This window comes from Leifsonia sp. 563 (assembly GCF_040545055.1).
Classification (GTDB): Bacteria; Actinomycetota; Actinomycetes; order Actinomycetales; family Microbacteriaceae; genus Leifsonia.
In genome coordinates this window covers 256,280-274,061 of sequence record NZ_JBEPLE010000003.1, presented here as the reverse complement: position 1 = coordinate 274,061, position 17,782 = coordinate 256,280, and the positions used below count along the sequence as shown (strand labels likewise).

The window sequence follows — 17,782 nt, the reverse complement described above, 5'->3', positions numbered from 1 at the left end:
GTCGGCCGGTCAGTGGACCTCGCTCAGCCGAACGCCTCCACGATCGGCCGGAACTTCATCGTCGTCTCGGCAAGCTCCCGCTCGGGGTCGGAGTCCGCGACGATGCCCGCCCCCGCATATGCGGTCAGGTCGCCGTCCGGAGTCACCTGTGCGCACCGGAGTGCGATCGCCCACTCGCCGTCGCCGTCCCCGCCGACCCAGCCGACCGGGCCCGCGTAGCGTCCGCGGTCGAACGGCTCCAGTTCGCGGATCAGCTCCAGCGCCTCGCGGCGGGGCGTTCCCGCGACCGCTGCCGTCGGGTGCAGCGCGGCGGCGAGGTCGAGCGAGCTGGATCCGTCGCTCAGCATCCCGGCGATGTCCGTCGCGAGGTGCCACAGGTTGGGGAGCTTGAGCGTGAAGGGCTCGTCGCTCGCTGCCAGGTCTGCACTGTGCGGGCGGAGCGCATCCATCACGCTGGTCACAGCGAAGCGGTGCTCGCCCTGATCTTTCGCGCTGGCCACCAGCTCGGCGGCAGCGGCAGCGTCGAGGGAGGCGTCCGAGCCACGCGAGATCGTCCCAGCCAGCACGCGTGCCGTCACCGTTCCGTGGTGGACGCGCACCAGCGTCTCCGGAGACGAGCCGACCAGGCCGTCCACCGCGAAGGTCCAGCAGTCCGGGTAGCCGAGCGCGAGCTCCACCAGCGCGCGGCGGAGGTCCGACTCGATCGGCAGGTGCCCGCGGAGGTCGCGCGCCAGCACGACCTTCGACAGATCCTGCTCGCGGATGTGCTCGACCGCGGCCGCGACGGCCGAACGGTACCCCTCGCCACCCAGTTCGCCGGGGAGGAGGGCCAGCCGGTACTCGTCACCGAACGGGGTCGGGCGCGGCAACGGGGCCGTCGCCTGGGCGTCGGCGCGACGGATGCGGGTGATCCAGCTACGGCTGCCGCGGCGGCCGATGATCACCTCGGGCACGATCAGCGTGCTCGTCGCCGTGCTCTCGTCGTCGAACGCGAACGTGCCGAACGCCACGAGTCCCGTCCCCGGCGTGCGGACGGCGTCGTCGACCTCCGCGGCGGCCGCGGTGGCCCGCCAGGCGGCAGACGCCTCTTGGATGCGGTCCGGGCCGGTGAAGTCGAGCCGGAGCACCTCCCCGATCGCCGCCATCCCTTCGCCTTTGCGCAACCAGAGCAGGGGTGCGCGGGAGTCGAGGAACGGGATGAGCTGGCGGACGTCGTCGAGCGGTGCGGTCTCGGCCACGAGCACCGTAACGCCCGTATCCCGCCGAGCGGTCGGGGCTGATCTCACCAGGCCAGCCTACGCCCGCGATGCTGTACGCCCGTTGGGGAGCGGATGGGGAGTCGATGGATGCGGCGCGCGGCGCGTCCGGGCGCTCCCCCAGACAAATAGAGCAGGCAATGCGCGCGTTCGACACTCAGTACATCAGCCCGAAGACCGATCCACCTGGATGTAACATCCAACTATGCCCGTGCCCGTGACCGGAGCCGCCAGCCCCCGGCGGCTGATCCGAGACGAAGTCTTCCTGCGCCTGCTCGACGCCATCGTCGACGGCGACCTGCTCCCCGGCGAGCAGCTCTACGACGCCGAGATCGAACGCTGGGTCGGGGTGTCCCGCACCCCCGTCCGTGAGGCGCTCAACCAGCTGGCGGCCATGGGCCTGGTCGAGATCCTGCCCCAGCGACGCACGCGCGTCACGCCGATCGAGTCGCGCCGGCTCCGCGAGCTGCTCACCACCGTCGGTGTGCTCGTCGCCGGTGTCGTGCGCGACGCGACGCCGCTCCTCACCGAGGGCGACCGCGAGACGCTGCGCTCCTTCGCATCCGCCGACGCGTCCGAGGCCGTCCGCACCGGGCTCTCCGCCGACGGCTTCCTCGGCGTCTTCGTCCGCCGCCTCGACAACGCGACCGTCGCGCGCCTGCTCAAGCGACACCTTCCCGAGGTGCAGCGGGCGCTCAAGGCCGCGCCCTCCTCCGCGCCGCTCGAGAAGGCGCTCCCCTCGATCAAGGCACTGATCGACGCCGCCGTCGCCGGCAAGGCGGACAAAGCAGCACGGGCCGCCGGCGACCTGTTCGACAAGTCGATCGTCTCGATCGCCGACGAGTTCGGCACGCCATCGAAGGAGGCCCGCTGATGCCGCTGCCCGTGAGCGACACCGCACCGGTCGAGCGCCGGCTGCTGCGCGATGTGGTCTACAACCGCCTGTACGAGGGCATCCTCGACGGCACCCTCGAGCCGGGTGAGACACTCCTCGACGAGAAGCTCACCGCGTGGCTCGGCGTCTCGCGCACCCCGATCCGCGAAGCGCTGATGAAGCTCGCCGACATCGGCCTCGTCGAGATGGCGCCCAACCGGTACACCCGTGTCGCACCGATCGATCTCAAGGCGATCGACGAGGCCATCTACACGACCGGTCTCCTCCACGAGCACGCCGCCCGCGCGAACGTCCCCGAGCTCGAGAACGCCGTCGTCACTCGTCTCGACAAGGCGCAGAAGGAGGTCAAGAAGGCCGCGAAGGCCCGCGACCTCCCCGCTCTCGGCCGCGCCTTCAACGACTTCTTCCTCGAGCTGACGCGCGCGGGCGGAAACGATGTATTGGCCTCGGTCAGCGACGGCCTCAGCCCGCAGCTGCTCCGCTACATCTCGGTCTGGGAGACGCCGTTCGGGATCGACGACCTCCCGGGTGCGCTGGCCGGCATCCTCGCCGCCGCGAAGGACCGCGACGGTCAGAAGGCCGGAGACCTCGTCAAGGATCTCTACGCCGGCACCCTCACGCAGTTCCTCGAGGACTACCGCCGCCGGGACGCCGACATCACCAAGACGCCGGTCTTCTGACCCGCGGGCGTCGCACTGCGGCGTCAGAACTCGAAGTCGACCGCGGCTCGAGATCCCACAACGGAGCGGATGTATCCCGCCACCTCGAGGTGCGCCGGGTGGTCGAGGTACGCCTGGATGCCATCCACGTCGTCGAAGTCGCTGATCAGCACGACGTCGAAGTTGTCGCCCGGCACCGCGTTGACACCGACCTGGAGCGAACGCAGCTGCGGGATGACGGCGGGAAGCGACTCCAGGCCGCGCTTGATCTCGGCGGCCTGCTCGGCGCGCTCTGTCTCATCGCTCGTCGCGAGCTTCCACGAGACGACGTGGCGGATGGTCATTCGGCCTCCAGAAGAGCGGTGCGCAAGCGTGTCGGGTCGACCCGCCAGTAGGTGTGGACGCGTCCATCGACGAGCACGACGGGGATCTCCTCCACGTACTTCTCGTGGAGTTCGGCGTCCTGCAGGATGTTGCGCTCCTCCACGGTCACCGTGGGCGAGCCGTCCGGCAGCTGGTCGATGACCGAGTGGATGACCTCCCGCGCGTCATCGCACAGGTGGCATCCGGGCTTGCCGATGAGAGTCAGGGAGACGCTGGACACGAATCCACTCTAGACGCAGCAAAAAGCGCCGGACCGGACGGACCGACGCTTGGAGCCGCAGACTCGAGGTCTACTTCTTGTTGCGACGCTGGTGGCGCGTCTTGCGAAGAAGCTTGCGGTGCTTCTTCTTCGCCATACGCTTGCGACGCTTCTTGATAACGGAACCCACGTGGACCTCACAAAGAATCGGGGGCATGCCGCGGGGCGCGCGGCGACACGAGCAGCCAGTCTACCTGACGTCACGCAGAGTCCGCGACGCCGCCCTCTCGGAACGTCGCGGCTTGCAGCAGCTGGTCGACCGCGGACTCCGGAACACGGAACGATCGACCGAAGCGGATGGCGGGCAACTCGCCCGAATGGACGAGCCGGTACACGGTCATACGGGAGACGCGCATCATGTCGGCCACCTCGGCGACCGTCAGGAAGCGCACGTCCCTCAGATCGTGTGCCATGCGTCCGTCCTCCTCTTTCCGGTCATCGTACTCGCGGAGGGTCAGTCCTTGCGCCACTTCTTCGGCGTCACGCGCTCGGTCGCCGACGACACCCGGTGACGCGTGTCGGCGAGCACCTTGCCGACCGTGCTCGCGAACTCGCGCGTCTCCTCCGCCAGACGGACGCTCAGCTCCATGTCCTCATCGGATGCCGTGAACGGAATGATCCAGTCCTCGACCGCCACCAGCGGGCCGGCATCCAGGCTGTAGTAGCGGTGCTGGCCCTCCTCGCGCACGGACACCAGACCCGCCTCGCGCAGAACTTTCAGGTGCTTGGACACCGTCGGCTGGCTCAGCTCGAGCGTCGCGACGATCTCGGAAACGGATATCTCGCCCACGGAATGCGCCGCGTCCGTATTGCGATCGAGCAGCACGCGCAGAATGTCGCGCCGCGTCGGATCGGCGATCACGTCGAAGATGTCGGCCATGTCCCCAGGCTAGCCATTCCCCCGACGCAGTACCATGTCCGAAGCCCGCCCGACAGCCGAAGACGACGGGAAGGACGAGACATGAGCGCCACCACCCGGGCGGTCCCCGGACGGCCCGCGTCGGCCGTCGGGCGCATCCGCGCCGCACTCAACGGGTTCGCGGCCCGCAGCCCGTCCCGGTTCGCGATCCTCGTGTTCGCCCTTCTGATCCTCGTCTTCACGCTGCTGTTCTCGCTGCCGATCTCCTCGTCGAACGGGCGGTGGACGCCACTGGCGGACTCCCTGTTCACCGCGGTCTCGGTCATTTGCGTGACCGGGCTCGCGACCGTCGACATGGCGACCCACTGGTCCGTGTTCGGGCATCTGCTCGTCTACATCGGCGTGCAGGTCGGCGCCGTCGGCGTGCTGACCATGGCATCCATCCTCGGGCTGGTCATCTCGCGGAAGCTCGGGCTGCGCGCCAAGCTGATGGCGGCGAGCGACAGCAACCCGCTCCGCGTGCACGGCGGCCCGGTCGCCGAAGGACAGGCGGTCCGGCTGGGCGAGGTCGGCAAGCTGCTCACCACCGTCGCGATCAGCATGGTCGTCATCGAGGGCGCCGTGGCCCTGCTGCTGTTCCCGCGGATGCTCATCGCGGGCATCGACGTCGGCACGGCCGCATGGGAGTCGATTTACTACTCGGCCATGGCGTTCACCAACACCGGGTTCACACCCAATCGCGAAGGCATCGACGCGTTCGCGACCGACTACTGGTTCCTGAGCGCACTGATGATCGGCGTGTTCCTCGGCGCGATCGGGTTCCCGGTCATCCTGGCCATCGCATCCAATCTCCGTCAGAAGCGGCGGCGCTGGTCCATCCACGTGAAGCTGACGCTGCTCACGTCGGTCATCCTGCTCGTCGCCGGGGCGGTGCTCTACATCGTGCTCGAATACGACAACCCGAAGACGTTCGGCGACCTGGACGCCGGACACACGGTGTTCCAGTCGTTCTTCCTGTCGACCATGGCGCGGTCGGGCGGGTTCTCGACCATCCCCATCGACGACCTGCACGGGTCGAGCCTGCTCGTCACCGACATGCTCATGTTCATCGGCGGAGGGTCCGCATCCACCGCCGGTGGCATCAAGGTCACGACGCTGGCCGTCCTCTTCCTGGCCGCCTTCGCCGAGGCGCGCGGGGTGGAGTCGATGGATGCGTTCCGCCGCCGCATCCCCATCGACGTCCTGAGGCTGTCCGTCGCCGTTGCGCTCTGGGGCGCGACGATCGTGGCGGTGTCGAGCATCCTCATCCTGCAGATCACCAAGGCGCCGCTCGACCACGTCCTGTTCGACGTGATCTCGGCGTTCGCGACGTGCGGTCTGTCCACCGGTCTGACCGAACAACTGCCGGACGCCGGCATCTACGTCATGGCCGCGACGATGTTCTGCGGACGCGTTGGTACAGTGACTCTCGCCGCGGCGCTGGCCCAGAGCCAACGCCGCCAGCTGTACCACAACCCGGAGGAGAGGCCGCTCGTTGGTTGACCGGATCAGACACAACGCGCCCGTCCTCGTCATCGGGCTCGGCCGGTTCGGCGCCGCGACTGCCGGGCAGCTCGACCGCCTCGGCCGCGAGGTGCTCGCGATTGACACGGATGCGAATCTCGTGCAGAAGTGGGCCGACCGTGTGACCCACACCGTGCAGGCCGACGCGCGTTCGATCGAGACGCTGCGGCAGATCGGCGCGGAGGACTTCTCCATCGGGGTCGTCGCCGTCGGGTCGTCGATCGAGGCGAGCGTGCTGATCACGGCGAACCTCGTCGACCTGAAGGTGCCCCAGATCTGGGCGAAGGCGATCTCGAAGTCGCACGGCAAGATCCTGGAGCGCATCGGCGCCAACCACGTGATCTACCCGGAGGCGGAGGCGGGCGAGCGGGCGGCGCACCTGGTGTCCGGCCGGATGCTCGACTTCATCGAGTTCGACGACGACTTCGCGCTGGTCAAGATGTACCCGCCGAAGCCGATCCGCGGCCTGCGTCTGGGCGCATCCGGTGTCCGCTCCAAGTACAACATCACGGTCGTCGGCGTGAAGAGCCCCGGCAAACCGTTCACGTACGCGACGCCCGACACGGTGGTCTCCGACCACGACCTCGTCATCGTCTCGGGCGCCTCCGCCGACATCGAGCGCTTCGCCGCCCTCGACGCCTGACCCTCCCCAGTCACAAGCCAACAGCTCCTGAGTTTTTCTGCGTTTCGCGCGCAATTTGGCCGAAAAACTCAGGAGCTGTTGGCTTGGTTGTGCATAAGTGCGTCGGGGCGGCCGCGGGCCGCGATGATGTGCGGATGCAGGAGAGCTTCACCATTCGCGCAGCGCTGGAATCGGGGATGTCGCGCACGCAGCTGTATCGGGATGCGTCCACGCGACCGTTCCGCGGCGTGCGAACCCGATCAGGCGTTCTGACGGACCATCTCGCGAAGTGCCAGGCCTATGCGCTGCTCGAAAGAGACGCACACCTCTTCAGCCACTACTCCGCCGCGATGATCCACGGCCTCCCCTTGTCGCGTGCCCGCGTACCCGATGACGTGCACGTAGCGACATTTGCGCCTGCGAAGCCACCCCAGATGAAGGGTGTCGTAGCTCACGAGCTGCGACCGGCGGGACACCGCATCGTCCGGGTGGATGACCTGCGCTGCTTCTCACCAGAGGATTCGTGGGCGCAGTTGTCCCCGACGCTGTCTATCCCTGAGCTCGTCGTGATCGGCGACTTCATCGTCACCGGCGACGAGCCGTACTCCGGCGACACCGACCACGGAACGAAGGACGACCTCGAGCGGGCGCTCCGTCACCATGCTCGGCGCCCCGGCATCCAGCGTCTCCGGCAGGCGATCGAGCTTGTGCGGTTCGGATCTCTGTCTCCGCAAGAGACCCGGCTCCGCCTGTCGCTCGTCGACTCCGGGCTTCCCGAACCCGAGTTGAACTACCGCGTCTTCGATCGGGACCGCCGCATCGCGATGGTCGACCTTGCTTATCCGGCCGAGCGCGTAGCGATCGAGTATCTGGGCGATCATCACCGCACCGACCAGGCGACGTATCAAGAAGACATCAACCGACGCGAACGGCTCGCCGGAGCAGGATGGGACACGGTCTTCGTCACGTCGGCCGACTTACGCGAGCCCGTCCCTCGCGCGGTCATGCTCGTCCGCCGGGCTCTCGCGCGCGCCCAAGCCAACAGCTCCTGAGTTTTTCGCCCCAATCGCGGCGTTTCGGGCGAAAAACTCAGGAGCTGTTGACTTGAGAGGGTGGGGGTGGGGGCGGGTCAGCCGGCGGCGAGCTCGCGAGCGCGGGCGAGGGCGGCGTCGGTCGCGCGGGCGAAGAGAGCGGGGAGATCGGCCTCGGAGAGGACGGCGATCGCCCGCTCGGTGGTGCCGTTCGGGCTGGTGACGCGACGACGCAGTTCAGCCGGGTCCTCGCCGGAGGAGACCAGCAGCTCGGACGCCCCGAGGAACGTCCCGTTGACGAGGGTCGCCGCCTGCTCGGGCGTGAAGCCCTTCTGCACGGCCGCCTCGGTCAGCGCCTCGATGAGGAGGAACACGTACGCCGGGCCGGATCCCGAGATCGTGCTCAGCGCATCCAGCTGCGACTCCGGCACCTCGACCACCTCGCCGACCGTCTCGAACAGGGCGCGCACGACCTGCAGGTCCTCCGGGTCGGTGCGCGAACCCGCGCTGATGCCGGTCACCGCCTTGCCGACGACGGCCGGAGTGTTCGGCATCGCGCGGACGACGGAGACCGAGTCCGGCAGAAGCGACTCCATCGTCTCCGTGGTGACCCCGGCCGCCACGCTGACGACGACGGTCCCCTGCGCCAACGAGTCGGTGATCTCGGCCAGGAGGTCGCGGACCATCGCCGGCTTCACCGCGACGATCACCACCTGCGCTCCATCGACCGCGAGCCGGTTGGCGTCCGCCTTCGTCTCCGTCGCGTAGGAGGTCACGCCCGGCGTCCCGGCGAGCTCCGCCGCTCGCGCCTCCGACCGGTTCGTGACCCGAATCCCGGCGACCTGCACGCCCGGCCCGAGCAGACCGCTCAGGATCGCACGGCCCATGGAGCCCGCACCGAGCATCGCGATGGTCGGAAGGGTCACGTTCTGCGCGTCGTCCATGCGGCCATCCTAGGATGAAGGGCATGAGCGCATCCGGCGGTAACAGAGCGATCATCGCTGCTTTCGCGGCCAACCTGGGGATCGCCCTGACCAAGTTCATCGCGTGGGCCTTCTCGGGCTCGTCGTCGATGCTCGCGGAGGGTGTGCACTCGGTCGCCGACTCGGGCAACCAGCTGCTCCTGCTCCTCGGCGGTCGGCAGTCGCGCCGCAAGGCCGACCGCGAGCATCCGTTCGGCTACGGGCGTGAGCGCTACGTCTACGCCTTCGTCGTGTCCATCATCCTGTTCTCGGTCGGCGGCGTGTTCTCCATCTACGAGGGGATCGAGAAGCTCACCCATCCGCACCCGCTCGAGAACGCCTGGCTGCCGATCCTGGTGCTGCTCATCGCCATCGGTCTGGAGTCCTTCTCGCTGCGCACGGCCGTCCACGAGTCCCGCCCGCACAAGAAGGGGATGTCGTGGCCGCAGTTCGTGCGCCGCGCGAAGGCTCCCGAACTCCCCGTGGTCCTGCTCGAGGATGTGGCGGCGCTGACCGGCCTCGTCTTCGCCCTGATCGGCGTCGGCCTGACGATCATCACCGGCAACAGCGTCTGGGACGGCATCGGCACCCTCTTCATCGGCGCGCTGCTGGTCGCGGTCGCCGTCGTGCTCGGAATCGAGACGAAGAGCCTGCTCGTCGGCGAGGGCGCGTCGGACGCCGATCTCGCCGCGATCGAGAGCGCGGTGACGTCCGGCCCCGAGGTCGAACGCATCATCCACATGAAGACCCTGTACCTCGGCCCGGACGAGCTGATGGTGGCCGCGAAGCTCGCGTTCTCGGGCGAGCACCGCCTCGCGGACGTCGCCGCGGCGATCGATGTCGTCGAGCACCGCATCCGGGAAGCCGTCCCCGCGGCGCGCGTCATCTACATCGAGCCGGACGTATGGGTCGACCCCAACGAGGCCGCTCCCGCAACCGACACCATCGTCATCAAAGGACTCGAGTGACCCGCACCGCCGTCATCCTGCAGCACGACCCCAGCATCCACCTCGGCAACATCGGCCCGGTCCTGACCGAGCACGGCTACGACCTGCGGATCGTGGATGTGACCACGGAGGACGTTTCGGCGATCGACCCGGCGGAGGCCGATCTCGTCGTCGTCCTCGGCGGGGAGATGGGCGCCTACCAGACCGACGAGTTCCCCTTCCTCGAGCAGGAGAAGGAGCTGCTGCGGGAGCGCATCGCCGCGGAGCGTCCCGTGCTCGGTGTGTGCCTTGGCGCTCAGCTGATGGCCGGCGCGCTCGGCGAGCAGGTCTACAAGGGTGAAACCACCCAGATCGGTTACCGCCGGGTCGAGCCGACGACGGCCGGCACGGACTCGCCGATCCGCCACTTCGACGGCGTCCCCGTCGTGGAGTGGCACGGCGACACGTTCGAGTTGCCGGAGCAGGCGACGCTGCTGGCCTCCTCCAGCGACTACTCGAACGAGGCGTTCGCGATCGGCGGCTTCGCCCTCGCCGTGCAGTTCCATCCCGAGGTCACGGATGAGATGCACGAGGCGTGGGTCGCCGACGGATACAACGAGCTGGATGAGCTGGCCATCGACCCGGACGCCCTCCGACGCGACCGCGAGATGTACTCGGCGCGGATGCAGGAGGCGTCGCGCGCGGCGTTCTCCGAATGGCTGGAGCGCCTGCCCGCCTGACGGGTCGCGTTGTGAGCGCCCAGCGTTGAAAGCCCAGCGTTCAGCGCTTGGCGCGGAAGAAGTCCAGAAGCACCTCGCCGCAGTCCTCCGCGAGCACGCCCGCGAACACCTCGACGCGGTGGTTGAGCCGGCGATCGCGCAGGACGTCGTACACCGACCCCGCGGCGCCCGCCTTCTCGTCCCAGGCGCCGAACACCACGGTGGGCACGCGTGCCGCCAGCACGGCGCCCGCACACATCACGCACGGCTCCAGCGTGACCACGAGCGTGCATCCCTCGAGGTGCCAGTCGTCGCGGGTCGCCGCAGCCTCCCGCAGGGCCAGCACCTCGGCGTGCGCCGTCGGGTCGTGCCGGAGCTCGCGTTCGTTGCGGCCCCGTCCGATGACCTCGCCGTGCTCGTCGAGCACGAGGGCGGCCACCGGTACGTCGCCCGTGTCGAAGGCGAGCCGGGCGTCGTCGAGCGCGCGCCGCATCCACTGCTCGTAGTCGCTGGGCACGGGCAGGCTCACGGCGGTCCTCTCGGCGTTCGGGGGTTCGGCTGTTCGGGGTTCGGCTAGCCTTGAGCCTATGCGAGTGCACGTTGCGGACCACCCACTCATCACCCACAAGCTGACGGTGCTCCGTGACAAGCGGACGCCGTCGCCGGTGTTCCGCCAGCTCACCGAGGAGCTCGTGACGCTGCTCGCGTACGAGGCGACTCGCGGTGTCCGTGTGCAGCCCGTCGAGATCCAGACCCCGGTCACCACCACGACCGGCGTCGCCCTGAGCGAGCCGCGCCCGCTCGTCGTCCCGATCCTGCGTGCGGGCCTCGGGATGCTCGAGGGGATGGTGCGGCTCATGCCGACCGCCGAGGTCGGCTTCCTCGGCATGGTCCGCAACGAGGAGACGCTCGAGCCGACCACGTACGCCGAGCGACTCCCGATGGACCTGTCCGACCGGCAGTGCTTCGTGCTGGACCCGATGCTCGCCACCGGCGGGTCGCTCGGCGCCGCGATCGAGTTCCTGTTCGCACGTAACGCCGTGGACGTGACGGCCATCTGCCTGCTCGCGGCCCCGGAGGGTCTCGAAGCGCTCGAGAAGGCGACGGAAGGCCGCAATGTGACCATCGTCCTGGGCGCGCTCGACGAGCGCCTGAACGAGAACGGCTACATCGTCCCGGGCCTCGGAGACGCCGGCGACCGCCTCTACGGCACCGTGTAGCCGCACGAAACATTGCGTAATGATTTGACACGTCGAGTCATCGTCGGTTTTACTAACCTGCATGACTGACAACTCGCGTACCCTGACCTCCTTCGAGGCCCTTGGGGATGCCGGCATGATGATGGCCGGCCGCGACTCCGTCATGTGTTGCCGAATGTGTCGCTGATCTGACGACCCTTCGCCGAGCAGCAGCCCTCCGACGTCATCTCGTCGTGACCGGGCGCACGCTCCCCGGGAGCGCCACACTCACGCTCCCGCGCATCCGCCCCACCGTCTAGGGGCACACAACACGACATTCCCCGGAATCCCTGCACTCCGCCGTACCCGCGGAGCTTCATCGCATCGGGATCCGGAACATCATCACTAAGGACTCGATTCCCATGTCTCTGGCCACCATCGACACCGCTTTCCCCCGCACTTCCGCCGTCTCCCCCGTCAGCCCGGTCCGTCCGGCTCCCGCGCCCGCCGCTGAGCCGGCTCCCCGCATCCGCGCCGTGCCCGAGGGCACCGAGGCCCGCGGCTTCGTGCTCTACGTCGGCATCGACGAGGCGAAGGCCGCCGCCGCTGGCACCGACCTCGGTCGCATCGTGGAGGCGCTGAAGCGTCTCACCGCCGAGATCGCCCCGACCGCCGAGACCTACGCCGCCGTCGCCCTCGCCCCGGCCGGCGCTGGTGGACGCGACGTGGATGTGGTGCGCCTCGCCCTGCAGGACCCGGCCGCCATCGCGAAGCACCGCCACGCTGTCACCGTCGACGAGGATGAGGACCGCGCCGCATCCGGCGTCGTCGTCGACATCTCGCGGAAGCGTCTCGTGCTCGACAACCAGACCGTCGCGCTGACCTACAAGGAGTTCGAGCTGCTGCAGTACCTCGTGCTCCGCGAGGGCCGCACCATCGAGCGCTCCGAGCTCATCTCGTCGCTGTGGAGCGGCGCCGATGAGGACGAGATCCCGAACGAGCGCACCATCGACGTGCACGTGCGCCGCCTGCGCGCGAAGCTGGGCCGTTACGAGGACATCGTGCGCACCGTCCGCGGTGTCGGCTACCGCTTCGACCGTCACGCCGACGTCTCGATCCGCTACGCGAGCGCCCCCTCCCCCGACCTCTTCTAACCGCCCCGCCCCGCCCCGCCCCGCCCCGGGCGCCCACCGCCGAGTCCGCAAAGACTTACCGCTTCTCGGGGGAGAAACGTGCAATTTGTGCGGACTCGACGGTGGGCGGATGGGGCGTAGAGCGCGGGGCGAGGCGCTAGGCGGAGCGCTGGTAGACGCGGAAGGCGCTGGTCGCCCAGGCGGCCATGACGACCGCGAGTGCCGCCAGCAGACCGGCATGCACCCACAGTGTCGCCCAGTCGGGATGCGCGCTGAGCGCCTGGCGACCGACGATCACCGCCCACTCGAACGGGTTGTAGGCGGAGACGTTCTGCACCCACTCCGGCGAGAGCTTCGTGTTCATGATCGCCGAGCTGAGGAACATCAGCGGCAGCGTGATCAGCTGCGAGATTCCGATCAGCGCCGTCTGCTCACGAGCCAGTAGCGCGACCGCGTTCGACAGCGAGCAGAACACCGCGGTCAACAGCACCACTCCGAGGAGGAGAAGCAGGATGCCGACGACGCCTCCCTCGAACCGCGCCCCCGCCCAGAACGCGATGCCGACCACCACCAACGACTGCACCACCGCGAGCAGCGACTGGTAGACGAGCGTCGACACGATCATCGCGCCGCGGTTCGTCGGCGAGGTGAGGAAGCGGTCCATCACGCCGCGATCCATGTCCTGGATGTACACGGTCCCCGACCACGCGGATCCGAACAGCGCCAGCATCATTACGACGCCGGGCGTGAGGTACTCCAGGTAGCTCTGGCCGACGCCGAAGCCGGGGATGTCGATCACCGACTTGAACAGCTGGCCGAACAGCAGGAGCCAGATCACCGGCTGCACCAGGTTCATCACCAGGAAGGCCGGCATCCGCCAGGCGGCGCGCAGCTGCCGTCCGGTCAGCAGCAGCGTGTGCGTCAGGAAGGTGGGGCCGTTCCGCCGCTGCGGACGGGATGCGGGAAGGGCGGTCGCGGTCATGATGCGTTCTCCAGGACGAACTCGGCGGACTCCTGCGCCCGCGTGAAGGTGCGGCCGGTGTGCCGCAGGTAGACGTCGTCCAGGCTGGGCCGGGCGACGGTGGCGGAGGCGACGGCGACGCCCGCGGCCTCCAGCGCGGCGAGTGCCAGCGGGAGCGTCGCAGCGCCGTTGTCGGCGCGGGCGCGCAGGGTGCGGCCGTCTCCGCCCACCTCGCGGAGCGCATCCACCCGCTGCAGGGCGGTGAGCCCCGCAAACGGATCGGCGTCGCCGGCCAGCTCGACGATCACCGCGTCGCCGCGGAGGTCGTTCTTGAGCTCCTCGGGCGTCCCGCCGGCGACCACCCGGCCGTGGTCGACGATCGCCAGCCGGTCGGCCAGACGGTCCGCCTCGTCGAGATAGTGTGTCGTCAGCAGCACGGTCAGGTTCTCGGCGGTCGTCATCCGTTCGAGCTCCAGCCAGAGCTCGGCGCGCGCCTCCGGGTCGAGGCCGGTGGTCGGCTCGTCGAGGAACAGCACCTCCGGCCGGTGCATGAGGCCGATCGCCACATCCAGCTTCCGTGCCATGCCGCCCGAGTAGGTCTTCACCTGTCGGCGGGCGTGGTCGGTCAGGCCGAACCGATCGAGGAGTTCGCGGGCGCGAGCCGCCGCCTCGCGCCCGGACATGCCCTGCAGCCGGCCGGCGAGCACGAGGTTCTCCACTCCGGTGTCCATCGGGTCGGACACCGGCTTCTGGGCGACGAACCCCAGGGCACGGCGGACGCGCGCGGGATGACGTGCGACATCGATGCCCGCGACGTAGGCCGTTCCCGAGTCCGGGCGGGTGAGCGTCGACAGGATCTTCATGGTCGTCGACTTGCCGGCGCCGTTGGGCCCGAGCAGGCCGAACACGGTGCCTTTCTCGGCCACGAAGCCGAGGTCGTCGAGGGCGCGGAGCGGAGGCTTCCCCCGCCTTCCTGGATAGGTCTTCACGAGGTGGTCGGCGGCGAGCGCCGGCCCGTTTGCGGTTGCCATGGTGGCTTCTCTCTTTCAGGTAGGCAGCCACCGACAGGGATATCCTTGAAGACAGCCCTCGGTGACTGTTGACGCAGGTTCCTCACGGAACGACTGAAGGTGTGGATGGCCGGAGAGTTGCCGCTCTCCGGCCATCGTTCTGTGGCACGAGGCCTTACGACAGGAACAGCTCGGCCGCCTCCTTTCCGAAGGCACCCGCGGCGATGCGCTCGCGCAGCTCCTCCATGCCGATCCCCTGGGCGAGCAGCTCGTGCAGCTGCTCCCACCAGTCGTAGCCGCCGATCGAGCGGTCGCGGATGCGTGCGGCCAGGTCGGCCACGAACGCGCGCTCCGCCTGGAGCACAGCCATCCGGTAGTGGAACTCGACCATGAAGAGCTCCGGAAGGCCGCTCGTCTCCGCCAGCAGGACGGTGCGCTCGGCGATGTCGGCGTCGATCCGATCGCGCCGGCGCTCGAGCAGGTCGGCTGCGACCTGCGGCGGCAGCATCGGAAGGAGCGAGAGGCCGGTTTCGATGGCCGGGTACTCCTTGACCGGGATCTCGACGAGCTCCCGCAGCCATTCCTCGGCCTCCTGCCGCCCGGCCGGCGTGATCGCGTAGACGACGCGCTCCGGCCGGTTGCCCTCGCGCTCGGTCTGCGCCACCTCGATGAAGCCGTGCTTCTCGAGCGACTTGATGACGGCGTAGAGCGACCCGAAGTTCAGGCGGATGCTGTCTTCCTTCCCGCGCTCCTTCATGGTCGTCGTCATCTCGTACGGGTACATCGGCCGCTCCCAGAGGCAGGCCAGAACGGCCAACGCCAGCGGGTTGGATACCGCACGCTTCGCCATGATGCGTCCTCCAGGTGTCGATTACTCTGAGTAGAGTATTCGATTCAGAGTATCGTTGTCCACCCCAGCGGCTCGCGGGGTTCGGCTACCCGTACTCGCGGCTGTCCGCCTCGACGCACGCGGTTACGGTTTTCGTGTGGACGACCCGACTTTTCTCCTCCCCGAGGTGGCGGCTTCGCGGATCGGCATCGGAGAGCTGCAGGTGCACGAACTCATCGCAGCCGGCGGGCTTCGTACCGTGTTCTACCGCGGAGCCGTGCGGATAGCCCTCGACGAAGTGAACCGTTATCTCGAGAGCCTGTCGGGTGTCGGGGCTCAACGAGTTGGAAGGTGAGACGGGGGGTCGATCACGTACCCTGACAGAAGTTTCGGAATATGGATGCGGGGCGCGATGGCGGCAGGAGGAGGAGCACCATGAGCGTTGCATTCCCGGAGGGGATGATCTCAGTCACGACCGCGGACGGCGACATCGTCATCCTCCGCATCTGTGATCTGTGCGGTGCGGCCGTCGTCGAAGGTGAGGGCACCGACCTCGCGTTCCATAAACGCTGGCACCGGCTCACCGGCTCGGGCAACTGGATCGACCCGGCGACCGGCCGCCACCACGGCCCAGGGAACCCGGCTTACCCGGGCGGCTCGCCCTCCTGAGCGGGTGCGGTGCGTGTGGCTGATGTCCACGTCGCGTCCGCCTGGTTCATCGCGCCGTCGTGCGTGCCATGATCGATTTTCGTGGTCGCCCTCATTCCGCTTGTCCTCGTGCTCGCCGTGGCGGCAGTCGGCGGGTCATCGATCTGGCTCATGGAGCGCTCGAGGCGCCGCGTCATTTCACCCAAGGGCGTCGTCGGAACGGTCCGCGAGAAGCGGCATGTCGATGAACACGGTGAGCTGCGGCTGCCTTCTCGGGGCGCCGGGGCCGGCGAGATCAGCGTCTCCCCGGAGTCGTACATGCTCGGCATCCAAACATCCACCGACTATAGAGAGATCGTCGTCGATCGCGATGTGTTCGATGCCGTGGAGATCGGCGACACGTTCCCAGGCACCGACTGACGGTCACGACACGAGATCGCGATCGATTCGGTTCACCTGACACGCCGCTGTCCGGCGATTCCCGGAGCATGTCCACCGGCGCTCCAGAAAGCGTTGCGAGGGTAGACCGCACGGTGCATCCCGCACCGGACGTCACCACGACCTGGAGGACTCCATGAGCCCACGCGCAACGTCTCGACCGTCGACCCGCGACCTCGGTCTGCTCCTGCTCCGCATCGCCGTCGGAGGCATACTCATCGCCCACGGCATCCAGAAGCTGTTCGTCTACACCCTGCCCGGGGTGACGGAATCCTTCGCGGGGATGGGTGTCCCCGCCGCGGAACTCGTGGCGCCGGCGGTCGCGACCATCGAGCTGCTCGGAGGTGCGCTCATCGTGGCAGGAGTCGGCACACGCATCGCCGGGATCTTCGCCGCGGCCGCGATGCTGGGCGCCGTATTCACCGCGCACCTCTCCGCCGGCTTCTTCGCCAGTGACGGCGGATTCGAGTTCCCGCTGCTGCTGGCCTGTGCGGCCGTCGCGCTCGCCTTGACCGGTCCCGGACGCCTGTCCCTGCACGCAGCCGTCCTGCACGGGCGCATGCCGCTGGCGGCCTGAGCCCGGTCGGTCGAGTTCGAGGGAAAACCGCGGCGTGCGGGATCGGCGATGTCGTTCCCACGACCGTTCTCACGTACGCATAGCGAACTCGCAGAAAAAATAACGACTTGATAACTAGATGCCGTTACCTCTTCGTTATATAGTTCAAGAGCAATGGTTGTTTGCTGTGGCAGCCATCGCGGAATGTGATTGCAGGACACTCTTGGTGCAAGGGAGAGGGCCGGCCGCTAGCCTCTGCGGCCGGCCCTCAATCTTTTCTCCCCGTCCTCTCCTTCCACCCTCGCCGCTCCCCCGTGGTGGCACGGATGTCGGCCGCGCGCGCATGATGAGAAGATGCGAATGCATTGAGCTCGCGTAGGGAGGACGGGTCATGGTCGAGAGCGCGATGGCGGCGGAGTCGACGAAACGCGCCCGCATCAGCGCCGTCTCCGCGTGGGAGTCGCTGTTCCGGGCCCAGGTCGCCGTGATGCGGACGTTGGCGGCCGAGTTCCCCACCCGCGATATCTCGTTCAACGAGTACGACGTCCTGTTCAACCTGTCGCGGCAGCCGAACCGCGAACTGCGGCTGCGCGACCTGAACAAGCACGTGCTGCTCACCCAGCCGAGCGTGAGCCGCCTCGTCGACCGGCTGGTCGCACGCGGACTGGTGGCGAAATGCCCGGAGCCGTCCGATGCGCGCGGCACGGTGATCCGGCTGACCGACACGGGATACGACATGTTCCGCCGGGTCGCCGTCGATCATATGAAGACCATCACAGATCGCGTCGGCGGTCGGCTGACCCCCGACGAACTCGAGACCCTCGCCGTGCTCTGCGACAAGCTGCGCGACGCCTCCTGACGAAGGTTTCCACAGGCCCAGCGGTCTTCGTTCCT

The 17,782-nt window shown here is 68.3% G+C and carries 25 protein-coding genes; 14 read left to right on the top strand and 11 right to left on the bottom strand.

The window, feature by feature from the left end:
• Nucleotides 1-23: 23 nt before the first annotated feature.
• Complete coding sequence (locus ABIC47_RS11820; RefSeq protein WP_018189420.1) at nucleotides 24-1,244, bottom strand: isochorismate synthase; 1,221 nt, start codon at nucleotides 1,242-1,244, stop codon at nucleotides 24-26.
• 217 nt (nucleotides 1,245-1,461) lie between these two features.
• Here ABIC47_RS11820 and ABIC47_RS11815 point away from each other — a divergent pair, with 217 nt between their 5' ends.
• Both ABIC47_RS11815 and ABIC47_RS11810 read left to right on the top strand, forming a co-directional pair.
• The gene (locus ABIC47_RS11815; RefSeq protein ID WP_354480602.1) at nucleotides 1,462-2,130 is read left to right on the top strand and encodes a GntR family transcriptional regulator; all 669 of its coding nucleotides are present in this window, start codon (nucleotides 1,462-1,464) and stop codon (nucleotides 2,128-2,130) included.
• A complete protein-coding gene (locus tag ABIC47_RS11810) occupies nucleotides 2,130-2,831 on the top strand; it encodes a GntR family transcriptional regulator (protein ID WP_018189418.1) in 702 nt (233 codons plus the stop codon). Before ABIC47_RS11815 ends, ABIC47_RS11810 begins: the two co-directional genes overlap by 1 nt.
• 23 nt (nucleotides 2,832-2,854) lie before the next feature.
• On the opposite strand, the gene ABIC47_RS11805 is transcribed toward ABIC47_RS11810, so the two are convergent.
• From ABIC47_RS11805 to ABIC47_RS11785, 5 genes are all read right to left on the bottom strand, one after another.
• Entirely contained in the window at nucleotides 2,855-3,154 is a 300-nt protein-coding gene (locus ABIC47_RS11805; protein ID WP_354480600.1) for a Dabb family protein, read from the bottom strand.
• The gene (locus ABIC47_RS11800; protein WP_354480598.1) at nucleotides 3,151-3,414 is read right to left on the bottom strand and encodes a glutaredoxin family protein; all 264 of its coding nucleotides are present in this window, start codon (nucleotides 3,412-3,414) and stop codon (nucleotides 3,151-3,153) included. The genes ABIC47_RS11805 and ABIC47_RS11800 overlap by 4 nt, the downstream gene beginning before the upstream one ends.
• A 70-nt stretch (nucleotides 3,415-3,484) precedes the next feature.
• Nucleotides 3,485-3,583 (bottom strand): 30S ribosomal protein bS22, encoded by a 99-nt coding sequence (locus ABIC47_RS11795; protein ID WP_003792170.1) that lies wholly within the window; start codon nucleotides 3,581-3,583, stop codon nucleotides 3,485-3,487.
• Nucleotides 3,584-3,653: 70 nt separating this feature from the next.
• Entirely contained in the window at nucleotides 3,654-3,866 is a 213-nt protein-coding gene (locus ABIC47_RS11790) for a helix-turn-helix domain-containing protein (protein ID WP_020075898.1), read from the bottom strand.
• Between the two features lie 41 nt (nucleotides 3,867-3,907).
• The gene (locus ABIC47_RS11785; RefSeq protein WP_020075899.1) at nucleotides 3,908-4,333 is read right to left on the bottom strand and encodes an ArsR/SmtB family transcription factor; all 426 of its coding nucleotides are present in this window, start codon (nucleotides 4,331-4,333) and stop codon (nucleotides 3,908-3,910) included.
• Nucleotides 4,334-4,414: 81 nt separating this feature from the next.
• On the opposite strand from ABIC47_RS11785, the gene ABIC47_RS11780 reads away from it, so the two are divergent.
• From ABIC47_RS11780 to ABIC47_RS11770, 3 genes are all read left to right on the top strand, one after another.
• Entirely contained in the window at nucleotides 4,415-5,854 is a 1,440-nt protein-coding gene (locus ABIC47_RS11780) for a TrkH family potassium uptake protein (protein WP_089880116.1), read from the top strand.
• Nucleotides 5,847-6,518, top strand: coding sequence for a potassium channel family protein (locus ABIC47_RS11775; RefSeq protein ID WP_018189412.1), 672 nt, complete (start codon nucleotides 5,847-5,849; stop codon nucleotides 6,516-6,518). The genes ABIC47_RS11780 and ABIC47_RS11775 overlap by 8 nt, the downstream gene beginning before the upstream one ends.
• Before the next feature lie 413 nt (nucleotides 6,519-6,931).
• Nucleotides 6,932-7,549 (top strand): putative endonuclease domain-containing protein, encoded by a 618-nt coding sequence (locus ABIC47_RS11770; RefSeq protein ID WP_354480594.1) that lies wholly within the window; start codon nucleotides 6,932-6,934, stop codon nucleotides 7,547-7,549.
• A gap of 77 nt (nucleotides 7,550-7,626) precedes the next feature.
• On the opposite strand, the gene proC is transcribed toward ABIC47_RS11770, so the two are convergent.
• The gene (gene proC, locus ABIC47_RS11765) at nucleotides 7,627-8,472 is read right to left on the bottom strand and encodes a pyrroline-5-carboxylate reductase (RefSeq protein ID WP_354480592.1); all 846 of its coding nucleotides are present in this window, start codon (nucleotides 8,470-8,472) and stop codon (nucleotides 7,627-7,629) included.
• 23 nt (nucleotides 8,473-8,495) lie between these two features.
• Between proC and ABIC47_RS11760 the strand changes: the two genes are divergently transcribed.
• Together ABIC47_RS11760 and ABIC47_RS11755 are read left to right on the top strand one after the other, a co-directional pair.
• Nucleotides 8,496-9,458, top strand: coding sequence for a cation diffusion facilitator family transporter (locus tag ABIC47_RS11760; protein WP_018189409.1), 963 nt, complete (start codon nucleotides 8,496-8,498; stop codon nucleotides 9,456-9,458).
• Nucleotides 9,455-10,156, top strand: a complete 702-nt coding sequence (locus ABIC47_RS11755) for a glutamine amidotransferase (protein WP_354480588.1) — start codon at nucleotides 9,455-9,457, stop codon at nucleotides 10,154-10,156. Before ABIC47_RS11760 ends, ABIC47_RS11755 begins: the two co-directional genes overlap by 4 nt.
• A 40-nt stretch (nucleotides 10,157-10,196) precedes the next feature.
• Here the strand turns inward: ABIC47_RS11755 and tadA are convergent, their stop codons facing one another.
• Nucleotides 10,197-10,664, bottom strand: a complete 468-nt coding sequence (gene tadA, locus ABIC47_RS11750; protein WP_018189407.1) for a tRNA adenosine(34) deaminase TadA — start codon at nucleotides 10,662-10,664, stop codon at nucleotides 10,197-10,199.
• A gap of 58 nt (nucleotides 10,665-10,722) precedes the next feature.
• On the opposite strand from tadA, the gene upp reads away from it, so the two are divergent.
• Nucleotides 10,723-11,355, top strand: coding sequence for a uracil phosphoribosyltransferase (gene upp, locus ABIC47_RS11745; protein ID WP_026307013.1), 633 nt, complete (start codon nucleotides 10,723-10,725; stop codon nucleotides 11,353-11,355).
• A 380-nt stretch (nucleotides 11,356-11,735) separates the two neighbouring features.
• Nucleotides 11,736-12,467 carry a winged helix-turn-helix domain-containing protein gene (locus tag ABIC47_RS11740; RefSeq protein WP_020075905.1) on the top strand — a complete coding sequence of 244 codons (732 nt, stop codon included), beginning with the start codon at nucleotides 11,736-11,738 and terminating at the stop codon, nucleotides 12,465-12,467.
• A 136-nt stretch (nucleotides 12,468-12,603) separates the two neighbouring features.
• Here the strand turns inward: ABIC47_RS11740 and ABIC47_RS11735 are convergent, their stop codons facing one another.
• The 3 genes from ABIC47_RS11735 to ABIC47_RS11725 form a co-directional block, all read right to left on the bottom strand.
• The gene (locus tag ABIC47_RS11735; protein WP_354480585.1) at nucleotides 12,604-13,428 is read right to left on the bottom strand and encodes an ABC transporter permease; all 825 of its coding nucleotides are present in this window, start codon (nucleotides 13,426-13,428) and stop codon (nucleotides 12,604-12,606) included.
• Nucleotides 13,425-14,438 (bottom strand): ABC transporter ATP-binding protein, encoded by a 1,014-nt coding sequence (locus ABIC47_RS11730; protein ID WP_354480583.1) that lies wholly within the window; start codon nucleotides 14,436-14,438, stop codon nucleotides 13,425-13,427. Before ABIC47_RS11730 ends, ABIC47_RS11735 begins: the two co-directional genes overlap by 4 nt.
• A gap of 154 nt (nucleotides 14,439-14,592) precedes the next feature.
• Nucleotides 14,593-15,267: a PadR family transcriptional regulator gene (locus ABIC47_RS11725; RefSeq protein ID WP_089880091.1), complete on the bottom strand. Its 675-nt coding sequence runs from the start codon at nucleotides 15,265-15,267 to the stop codon at nucleotides 14,593-14,595.
• Nucleotides 15,268-15,403: 136 nt separating this feature from the next.
• Here ABIC47_RS11725 and ABIC47_RS11720 point away from each other — a divergent pair, with 136 nt between their 5' ends.
• From ABIC47_RS11720 to ABIC47_RS11700, 5 genes are all read left to right on the top strand, one after another.
• On the top strand, nucleotides 15,404-15,601 hold the full coding sequence (locus ABIC47_RS11720) for a MerR family transcriptional regulator (protein WP_354480581.1): 198 nt from the start codon (nucleotides 15,404-15,406) through the stop codon (nucleotides 15,599-15,601).
• An 80-nt stretch (nucleotides 15,602-15,681) separates the two neighbouring features.
• On the top strand, nucleotides 15,682-15,915 hold the full coding sequence (locus tag ABIC47_RS11715; protein ID WP_354480579.1) for a histidine ammonia-lyase: 234 nt from the start codon (nucleotides 15,682-15,684) through the stop codon (nucleotides 15,913-15,915).
• A gap of 108 nt (nucleotides 15,916-16,023) precedes the next feature.
• Nucleotides 16,024-16,314, top strand: coding sequence for a hypothetical protein (locus ABIC47_RS11710; RefSeq protein ID WP_354480577.1), 291 nt, complete (start codon nucleotides 16,024-16,026; stop codon nucleotides 16,312-16,314).
• A 154-nt stretch (nucleotides 16,315-16,468) separates the two neighbouring features.
• Nucleotides 16,469-16,909 carry a DoxX family protein gene (locus ABIC47_RS11705; RefSeq protein WP_354480575.1) on the top strand — a complete coding sequence of 147 codons (441 nt, stop codon included), beginning with the start codon at nucleotides 16,469-16,471 and terminating at the stop codon, nucleotides 16,907-16,909.
• A gap of 370 nt (nucleotides 16,910-17,279) precedes the next feature.
• Nucleotides 17,280-17,747, top strand: coding sequence for a MarR family winged helix-turn-helix transcriptional regulator (locus tag ABIC47_RS11700; RefSeq protein ID WP_354480573.1), 468 nt, complete (start codon nucleotides 17,280-17,282; stop codon nucleotides 17,745-17,747).
• The last annotated feature ends 35 nt before the right edge of the window (nucleotides 17,748-17,782 follow it).

What these genes read in the sequence shown, in the direction of transcription:
- ABIC47_RS11770 (WP_354480594.1), top strand. Translation starts at nt 6,932, where the DNA reads ATGAAGGGTGTCGTAGCTCACGAGCTGCGACCGGCGGGACACCGCATC.
- ABIC47_RS11785 (WP_020075899.1), bottom strand. Translation starts at nt 4,333, where the DNA reads ATGGCCGACATCTTCGACGTGATCGCCGATCCGACGCGGCGCGACATT.
- proC (WP_354480592.1), bottom strand. Translation starts at nt 8,472, where the DNA reads ATGGACGACGCGCAGAACGTGACCCTTCCGACCATCGCGATGCTCGGT.
- ABIC47_RS11760 (WP_018189409.1), top strand. Translation starts at nt 8,496, where the DNA reads ATGAGCGCATCCGGCGGTAACAGAGCGATCATCGCTGCTTTCGCGGCC.
- ABIC47_RS11715 (WP_354480579.1), top strand. Translation starts at nt 15,682, where the DNA reads ATGAGCGTTGCATTCCCGGAGGGGATGATCTCAGTCACGACCGCGGAC.
- ABIC47_RS11815 (WP_354480602.1), top strand. Translation starts at nt 1,462, where the DNA reads ATGCCCGTGCCCGTGACCGGAGCCGCCAGCCCCCGGCGGCTGATCCGA.
- ABIC47_RS11740 (WP_020075905.1), top strand. Translation starts at nt 11,736, where the DNA reads ATGTCTCTGGCCACCATCGACACCGCTTTCCCCCGCACTTCCGCCGTC.
- ABIC47_RS11810 (WP_018189418.1), top strand. Translation starts at nt 2,130, where the DNA reads ATGCCGCTGCCCGTGAGCGACACCGCACCGGTCGAGCGCCGGCTGCTG.
- ABIC47_RS11780 (WP_089880116.1), top strand. Translation starts at nt 4,415, where the DNA reads ATGAGCGCCACCACCCGGGCGGTCCCCGGACGGCCCGCGTCGGCCGTC.
- ABIC47_RS11705 (WP_354480575.1), top strand. Translation starts at nt 16,469, where the DNA reads ATGAGCCCACGCGCAACGTCTCGACCGTCGACCCGCGACCTCGGTCTG.
- ABIC47_RS11805 (WP_354480600.1), bottom strand. Translation starts at nt 3,154, where the DNA reads ATGACCATCCGCCACGTCGTCTCGTGGAAGCTCGCGACGAGCGATGAG.
- upp (WP_026307013.1), top strand. Translation starts at nt 10,723, where the DNA reads ATGCGAGTGCACGTTGCGGACCACCCACTCATCACCCACAAGCTGACG.
- ABIC47_RS11735 (WP_354480585.1), bottom strand. Translation starts at nt 13,428, where the DNA reads ATGACCGCGACCGCCCTTCCCGCATCCCGTCCGCAGCGGCGGAACGGC.
- ABIC47_RS11730 (WP_354480583.1), bottom strand. Translation starts at nt 14,438, where the DNA reads ATGGCAACCGCAAACGGGCCGGCGCTCGCCGCCGACCACCTCGTGAAG.
- ABIC47_RS11700 (WP_354480573.1), top strand. Translation starts at nt 17,280, where the DNA reads ATGGTCGAGAGCGCGATGGCGGCGGAGTCGACGAAACGCGCCCGCATC.
- ABIC47_RS11725 (WP_089880091.1), bottom strand. Translation starts at nt 15,267, where the DNA reads ATGGCGAAGCGTGCGGTATCCAACCCGCTGGCGTTGGCCGTTCTGGCC.
- ABIC47_RS11790 (WP_020075898.1), bottom strand. Translation starts at nt 3,866, where the DNA reads ATGGCACACGATCTGAGGGACGTGCGCTTCCTGACGGTCGCCGAGGTG.